Below are 6984 nucleotides of genomic sequence, written 5' to 3'. Positions count from 1 at the left end.
TCGGCATTGCCTACTGGCAACAACAAGGGCTGAAAAGCTTAGTGCAACGATATTCTCAAATTCGTCAAGCTTGGTGAACCGCCGTATACCGAACGGTACGTACGGTGGTGTGAGAGGACGGGGGTTAGTCGCCCCCTCCTACTCGATTCTATCTGTACAGGGAGCAGATGGAGAATGGGATCTCCAACTTCTGAAGTCTATGATTCCGGGGCTGTTGCATCCCAAAGCAATCTGCTGAAGTTTGCTGGCAGCCAATCAGATGACAGGCTGCTCATGAACACCAGGACGCTGCTGACGGTATAATCCCAGATCAGGATGAGAGCCGCTTATGATCACATCCCGCAATATTTTGGCCAGCAGCATGCTGTAGACAATCCCGCTGTCCCCATAGGCGAACAAAAAGTACCAGCCCGGGTAATCATCGTACATGCCGATCATCGGAAGGCCGTCACGCGACCCTCCGTAAAATGCGGCAAGCTGGTAGGCGGGCTGTACGTTCAGGCCTGGAAAGAGCTCGTTGAACTTTTGGATCAGCTTCTCTCTTTTCTGGGGCAGCATCGAGTCTCGCTTGTTTGCGGAGGCGGTCTTTTCATCCAGACCGCCGATGATGATGCGGTTATCCTTCGTCGTTCGCATGTACATGTAAGGGCGGGCAGTCTCCCAGATCAACGTGCGGTCGGACCACATGGACAAGTCGTCGACGGGGTTTGAAATCACGGCGTAGGAGCTGATGACCGAGGCATTCTGTTCGCGTTTGAATGCAAGACTCTCGCAGCCGGCGGCAACGATCACTGTGCGGGCCCGGATTTGGCAGCTCCCGTCAGTCAGGATGAAGGCAGTCCCGTCTTTATTCAGCTTCTTGCCCGTAATCTTGGTGTTCTCATAGATGCGGACCCCTCTGGCATGGGCGGTTTCCAGCAGACCCAGCGTAAACGCATACGGATTCATCTCGGCGTCGCCGTAGATGTAGAGGGCAGCATGCTTGGAGAATGGATAGCGCTGCCTGATTTGCTTTTCCGTCAAAAGATCAAGGGAAAAGCCGTTTCTCGTGAGGAGGGCGAAGTCTTTTTCAAGCTTCGCGACATCCTTTTTCGCACTCGCGTAGTACAAGCTGTCCCGACGCTCGAATTCTGTGTCCCGCCCGATATCCCTGATAGCTGCTTCCATGTCATCGATAGCTTCCCGGCACAGCTTCAAATGGCGGATGGCGGCGGTTTCCCCGAAGCTGTCTGCCAGCTCGTGGGCCATTTTATCTCCGGCATATTGCAATACTGCCGTATTGGTACAAGTGCTGCCAAGCCCGGCCTTGCCCTTTTCCACGATCACGACGTCCTGCCCCAGCTCACTTAGGTAGTAGCCGCATTGGGCCCCTGAAATCCCCGCGCCGATAATCAGCACGTCACAGGAAAGATCAGAATCCAGAGCGGGATAGGAGGGGGGATCAGGAAGCCTGTTTGGCCAGTAAAAGGTTCCGGTATGTAGATCCATGGCGGTATCGCTCCCGATTTGCGCATTTTTTGATAGCGTAGCCTTTTTGGGTCTTGTCCATTCCGGCATCCCTCCTTTTGTTAGGGGACTGGTAGGAAATGCATGGTAAATAGGGACTAGAAAATCCAAGCTCGTTTTTCTTTTTGGGAGAATTGTATGATTTTCCCTGTTTAAAACTGTATGGTACGATGTGGAGGTTCGTTTTTACAAAACCAAGGGCTAGAGAGAGAAAGGACTAGAAAATGAAGAAAAAAACCATCCTGTCTTGTTTACTGAGCGTTGCCATGACGTTTGGGGTCGTCGCTGCAGCGAGTGCTGAGCCAGAGCTGAACTGGATCGAAGGAGGAAAATCCGTCGAGGTCGGATCAGGTCTTGGTACTTTGGATCTGGGCAAGGATTTTGTCTTTTTGAGTGGTGAGGACACAATCAAGCTGCAAAAGCAGATCGGCAATATTCCCACCGAAAATGAAATCGGAAGCATTTTTCCTCAGAATGAAAATGAGCAATGGATCGTCGTCATGGAGTACGAAGAGGTAGGGCATATCAAGGACGAGGAAAAGAACAACATTGACGCCGATGCCATTTTGGAAAGCTACAAGGAAGGAACGGAAGCGGCGAACAAGGAAAGAAAGCCGGAAGACCAGCTACACGTCATCGGCTGGGATGTAAAGCCGTTCTACGATGAGAAAACCCACACGCTGGAATGGTCCATGCTTGGCGAGGATTACCAGAAGACTCCTTTGATCAACTACAACGTTCAGGTTCTGACCCGCCAAGGCTTTGTTTCTTTTCTGCTGATTTCCGATCCGAACAATTTGCAACGCGATAAAAAGAAGCTGCATGATGAAATCATTCCTACTTTTAAACTGAAAGAAGGCAATCGTTACGAAGATTTCAATGAAGCGACAGACAAAGTGGCAGAGTACGGCCTGACTGGGCTTGTCCTCGGCGGTTTGGGCGTCGCGATTGCAAAGAAAGTGGGGATTCTCGCGGGTCTGCTGCTCTTTTTGAAAAAGGGCTGGGTCCTGATCGTAGTTGCGATCGGCGGACTGTGGAGATTCCTGACTGGCAAAAAGAAAAAGCAGGCCGCTGCTCAGGCAGAACAACAGGCAGCGATGGAGCAACAGCCTCCAGGCGACAACAACCAAAATCCTCCTGCCAGCCAAAACCCGCCGGTATAAGGAGAATACCGGTAGAAGGAAAATAAAAAGAAATCACCGGCGGTAAAAGCAAGTGGCCCCAAAAGTTATTTGAAATCATGTAAGGTTTGAGTCGATAATTTACTGGACTCAGACCTTCTAATTTTGTCTTGATTCGTATGTTGTTATTTGCTATGAAGCGCAATGCCTTTATTAAGATTCCATGCTCCTCCCTATGGTCACGAGTAGGCTTCTGAAAGTTGCTCAGTCCTTATCATCAGGACTTAAATAACCTACAGATTTCCATAGATAACCTCTAAACCATCTCACTTAAAATTGGCTGCTCTAGCGTTGCAACGTGTTCATGCTAGGCTACCCGGTCCACTGAAACACCTTCCTGGATAAGTTGATTCGTTTGTATTTTAAATTCCTTATCATATCTTGTTAAGTATTTTGGTGTGCTCTCTGTTCTCAGTGTTCAATATTTAATCTAGCATCAGATCCAAAAATAACACATAGGCTCTAAAAGTAGTAACGACTAAAATTGGAAATGCAAAAATACTCTCGAGATTATTGGCAAAAATATCAGAATATTGGCATAACAATTTGATTTTCTTTACAAAATTTCACAATTACCTTATATTAGAAACAGATGGAATTTATGTCCATCATTAATTTTTTTTGGGAGGGTATATAAAAGTATGGAAAAAGAGATTGTTCGAGGTGCCAGCAAAGAAATTATCGGTGATGGGGGTGGATTAGGAGTTTCAAAGTTTGGTATTGGTTCGAATTTCAACACTATTCAATCTTTAACTGACAAATCAAAAGGCGGCGGTCGACTTTGTGCCTCATCTTCATCATCAAGCAGCGGTGCTGCTACTATAGCTAAAAAATAAAATGCTGTTATATCTTTGGAGTAGGGCTTAGTAAATTCGGCCAAATTCAAAATGAAGGTTGGTGCAAAGATATTTACTTGCTGTTTTGAATTTGGCTAAGAATTTTTAAACATAAATGTCACCTTCGGGATAAACTGATTCACCCTCACCTGGATTAAAGTGATCAATCCGTACATATACTTCGAAAACCGGCAGTTTATTGAGGATTTGCGAAGAGCATACACGGTAAACGGGCTAGATAATTACCAAACGACTTCGGAATAAAGTTTGACCTAGATTCCTGTTTACTAACGAAATTGGTTAGTTTACCGTTTGGAAGTTTTGAGGCCGATCTCTTTTCAGGTAGTAAGTGTAAGACATGTGGAAAGGTTCCTATTGACAAGCAGTACCGAATCCTTACTAATTGGGACAACTGATGGATAATCTAATGATTGATAGAGTTATTTTGTAGCGATACTATAACTACTCTCTTATCGTTTCAACATTAAGAGAAACTGTTAAACAATATCGTGAAAGAAATGCTGAGCCTCAACCGTCTAACAAACAGAAAAAATTGCAGTTTGGGTCATTTAAAACCGGCTATGGTATATCAAAATAGGTCAGCGTTGATATAAATACGGAATGAAGGCAAAGGTGAATGTAAATATGATTTCAAACTATCGAATCAATAAATTTTTGTGCCATTATTTACCAAATGGAGAACTGGTTGTTCAAACTATAAATGGAATAATGAAGATTCACAATAGGGAACTAATAGATTTAATATTGCTATGGGACAAAACTGACATGAAAGAAATTTCAGAATCGTTTTTAGAAGAGTGTTTCAAAGATGACAAAATGCAAGCTATTGAATTTCTTGAAACAAATGGGTTAATAAGTGCTGTAAAAGAAAAAAAGATTAAGATCGATTTAATTACAGTTATGAGTAATGATTCTTTTATAGATGAAATTTTGTTAAAAACACTATCGGAAGATTTCAAAGACAAATTATCAATTAAGTCAATTGAAATAAATGACTTACAACAAATTGGGAAAAATGAACTATCGCTGGTTTTTCTTAATCCTTATAACAAAAACTTAGGTAAGATGATAAGGGATAGGCATTTAAAAGCAGATAATTCCTATCTTTTGATGAGCTATATTTATAATAATAAATTTTATATGGATTCACTTTACAATCGAAATTGGTGTAATCCTTGCCATTGCTGTCATATTGGTCACATTGAATCACATATGAGGATTGGAAGCGCAGAAAATTTAACTTATCAACAAGTTGTTGATATTCTTTATTCTTTGGATCAAAACATAGAAATCGGCGTTCCATTAACTAATGCTCAACGGATTATTATTGCCGCATGTTTAGTCAAGCGCATTCAATTATTAATAAATGATTTCACCTACTCTAAAATTCATCATGAAGACATTAATAAGGCTACGATAATGAAGTTGGACGATTTGAAAAAGTATGAAGATACTTCAATTCATTGGGAGCTGTGTGATTGTTATGAATAGAAGGAATGAGAAGCAGGAATTATTAGTGCAAAAAAGAAGGGAAGATGATTTTTCGAATCACTTGCAAGCAGAGGTTCTTAATAACCGGTTACTAAACGAAGTTATAAAAATGCATCAAGAAACCTGTTGGATATCAGAGATTATGTTCGAATATGATAAGAATTTGCTTGAATGGATGGGCTTGGTCGAATTTACTGACATTATTCCAGATTATTATGAGAAATCCTTCCAATTCAGTGTTGAACCGGATTTTGTCGAACGCAGTAGAAGTTGCAGAACATTTGTGAATGATTGGAGTATAGAGATGGATGACTTTGGGGAAATTCTACGTGATTCATTCGGAAGATTTTCTAACACTTTATCCAAAAACTATCCTTCTGCAGGAGGATTGTACCCAATATTACCACTCGTATACATTTTTAATAAAAATGTACTAAAAGGCGTTGATATTAAGGGGTGTTATTTATTTAATTCTACACAATTTGAGTTGATTTTACTTAAGGAATATAGCGAGCAAAGTATTGAAGAAGTAAAAAAACAAATTAATCCAACTGACAGTTTTTTATTTTCGAATATAGCAATTGGTTACGCTATTGATTTAAAACGGGCTATAACTAAATATCGAAAACGCGGCTATAGATATGCACTAATAGAAGTAGGAGCAATGTGCCAAAGTTTTAGGGAGTCAATTAGTAAATTTAATAACTTAGGTGACTTCTGCTTTGCTGGTTTTAATGATAATGCTTTAACATATTTATCTGGTTTAAATCCCAGATTAGCACCAGTGGCATTAATCCAGTGGTTTGGTGAAAAAAATGATGTTTGAGGTATCTAAAAGAAATTTTGGTTATAAAGAATCAATTTTCATTAATAAAACGATCTATTTATCGACATCAAGGATCGGAACATTCAAAAGTGAAGATGGTGGACTAGGGCCGGTTGACTGTGGCTCAATTTCTCGAGATAAAAAAAAGTCAATTATGAAAGGTTTTTCTGAATCCTTAGAACGCCGAGCATTAGTAATTGGAGCCAATGGAGCTGATGAAGATGATATGATTAGATCATTTGATCTAATAAGTGGGAGTGTATCCTATATATCAAAATACTATACTAGACTGAATAACAAAGCTCCTTTTATTTCCGATACTTCTGGAACGGCAACTTACACAAACAGTAATGTGGCTATGTTAAATGCAATAAAAGAACTTTTGGAAAAAAATTCCACTTTTCTTTTTTGGTATGGTAAACAAGGAAGAAAACTTGATTTAACTCGTTATAGTTCAATATACTTTGACCTTTTTCGGAAAGAAGGATACCAAGTACGAGCTTATGTTGAAGAAACATTCAGTCCATTAAAAGTTGCGTTTATTATTGTGATAAATCCAAATCATATTACTCCTTTTAAATTTATGGCAGGAGTAGGTTCAAGTGTTGTTCTTACTACTGCGATTCATAAAGCTATGTCAGAAGCATATTTACTCAAAGAAGTTTACGATGACGCTTTTTTTAGGTTCCAAACAGAAGAACTAGATTCCGATTCCTATTCTGGCATCGTTTTAAATTCTCAAATGAACCCTGAATGTCTAGAGTATATTGAAATTTTAGATGGTCTAGACACTTATGAGGAACAAAGGAAGGATAACGAATTTTCAACATTAGATGCTGAAGGGGAAATAGACCTTATTGTTCAAAACCTACCATTTTGGGTAAAAGAACTACATACAGTTGTTTTAAATCAAATTGTAAATAGAAATTTAATAGTTATTAAAGCCATTTCCCCTAATCTTTACAATCACGCTGCACTTAAGAAGTATATCAATATTGATAGCGATGTCAATCGGTTTACAGTCAATCTAGATCAAGAGTCTTTAAAAAGTATTCCAATGTGTCCAATACTATAAAAGGAGATACCTATGCATTACTTAATTACTCAACTTTCGCACCTAGAA

General features: G+C 40.2%; 6 protein-coding genes. 5 read left to right on the top strand and 1 reads right to left on the bottom strand.

Annotated elements, in window-relative coordinates:
- Nucleotides 1-255 precede the first annotated feature (255 nt).
- Nucleotides 256-1488 carry an NAD(P)/FAD-dependent oxidoreductase gene (locus EDM54_RS25705; RefSeq protein WP_122959083.1) on the bottom strand — a complete coding sequence of 411 codons (1233 nt, stop codon included), beginning with the start codon at nt 1486-1488 and terminating at the stop codon, nt 256-258.
- A 242-nt stretch (nt 1489-1730) separates the two neighbouring features.
- Between EDM54_RS25705 and EDM54_RS25700 the strand changes: the two genes are divergently transcribed.
- From EDM54_RS25700 to EDM54_RS25685, 5 genes are all read left to right on the top strand, one after another.
- A complete protein-coding gene (locus EDM54_RS25700) occupies nt 1731-2669 on the top strand; it encodes a DUF2167 domain-containing protein (RefSeq protein ID WP_024985256.1) in 939 nt (312 codons plus the stop codon).
- Between the two features lie 659 nt (nt 2670-3328).
- Complete coding sequence (locus EDM54_RS26280) at nt 3329-3523, top strand: hypothetical protein (protein ID WP_141334298.1); 195 nt, start codon at nt 3329-3331, stop codon at nt 3521-3523.
- A 645-nt stretch (nt 3524-4168) separates the two neighbouring features.
- The gene (locus tag EDM54_RS25695) at nt 4169-5035 is read left to right on the top strand and encodes an McbB family protein (protein ID WP_170208418.1); all 867 of its coding nucleotides are present in this window, start codon (nt 4169-4171) and stop codon (nt 5033-5035) included.
- Nucleotides 5028-5861, top strand: coding sequence for a nitroreductase family protein (locus EDM54_RS25690; RefSeq protein ID WP_170208419.1), 834 nt, complete (start codon nt 5028-5030; stop codon nt 5859-5861). Before EDM54_RS25695 ends, EDM54_RS25690 begins: the two co-directional genes overlap by 8 nt.
- Nucleotides 5854-6936 carry a YcaO-like family protein gene (locus EDM54_RS25685; RefSeq protein ID WP_024985470.1) on the top strand — a complete coding sequence of 361 codons (1083 nt, stop codon included), beginning with the start codon at nt 5854-5856 and terminating at the stop codon, nt 6934-6936. The genes EDM54_RS25690 and EDM54_RS25685 overlap by 8 nt, the downstream gene beginning before the upstream one ends.
- Nucleotides 6937-6984 lie beyond the last annotated feature (48 nt).

Origin of the sequence: Brevibacillus borstelensis, assembly GCF_003710865.1 — a bacterium.
In the GTDB taxonomy this organism is placed as follows: domain Bacteria; phylum Bacillota; class Bacilli; order Brevibacillales; family Brevibacillaceae; genus Brevibacillus; species Brevibacillus borstelensis.
The sequence above is the reverse complement of the archived record's forward strand: the minus strand, read 5'-3'. Positions and strand labels throughout refer to the sequence as shown.

Excerpts from the sequence above, each read along its gene's own strand:
- EDM54_RS25705 (WP_122959083.1), bottom strand. The coding sequence starts at position 1,488 with ATGGATCTACATACCGGAACCTTTTACTGGCCAAACAGGCTTCCTGAT.
- EDM54_RS25700 (WP_024985256.1), top strand. The coding sequence starts at position 1,731 with ATGAAGAAAAAAACCATCCTGTCTTGTTTACTGAGCGTTGCCATGACG.
- EDM54_RS26280 (WP_141334298.1), top strand. The coding sequence starts at position 3,329 with ATGGAAAAAGAGATTGTTCGAGGTGCCAGCAAAGAAATTATCGGTGAT.
- EDM54_RS25695 (WP_170208418.1), top strand. The coding sequence starts at position 4,169 with ATGATTTCAAACTATCGAATCAATAAATTTTTGTGCCATTATTTACCA.
- EDM54_RS25690 (WP_170208419.1), top strand. The coding sequence starts at position 5,028 with ATGAATAGAAGGAATGAGAAGCAGGAATTATTAGTGCAAAAAAGAAGG.
- EDM54_RS25685 (WP_024985470.1), top strand. The coding sequence starts at position 5,854 with ATGTTTGAGGTATCTAAAAGAAATTTTGGTTATAAAGAATCAATTTTC.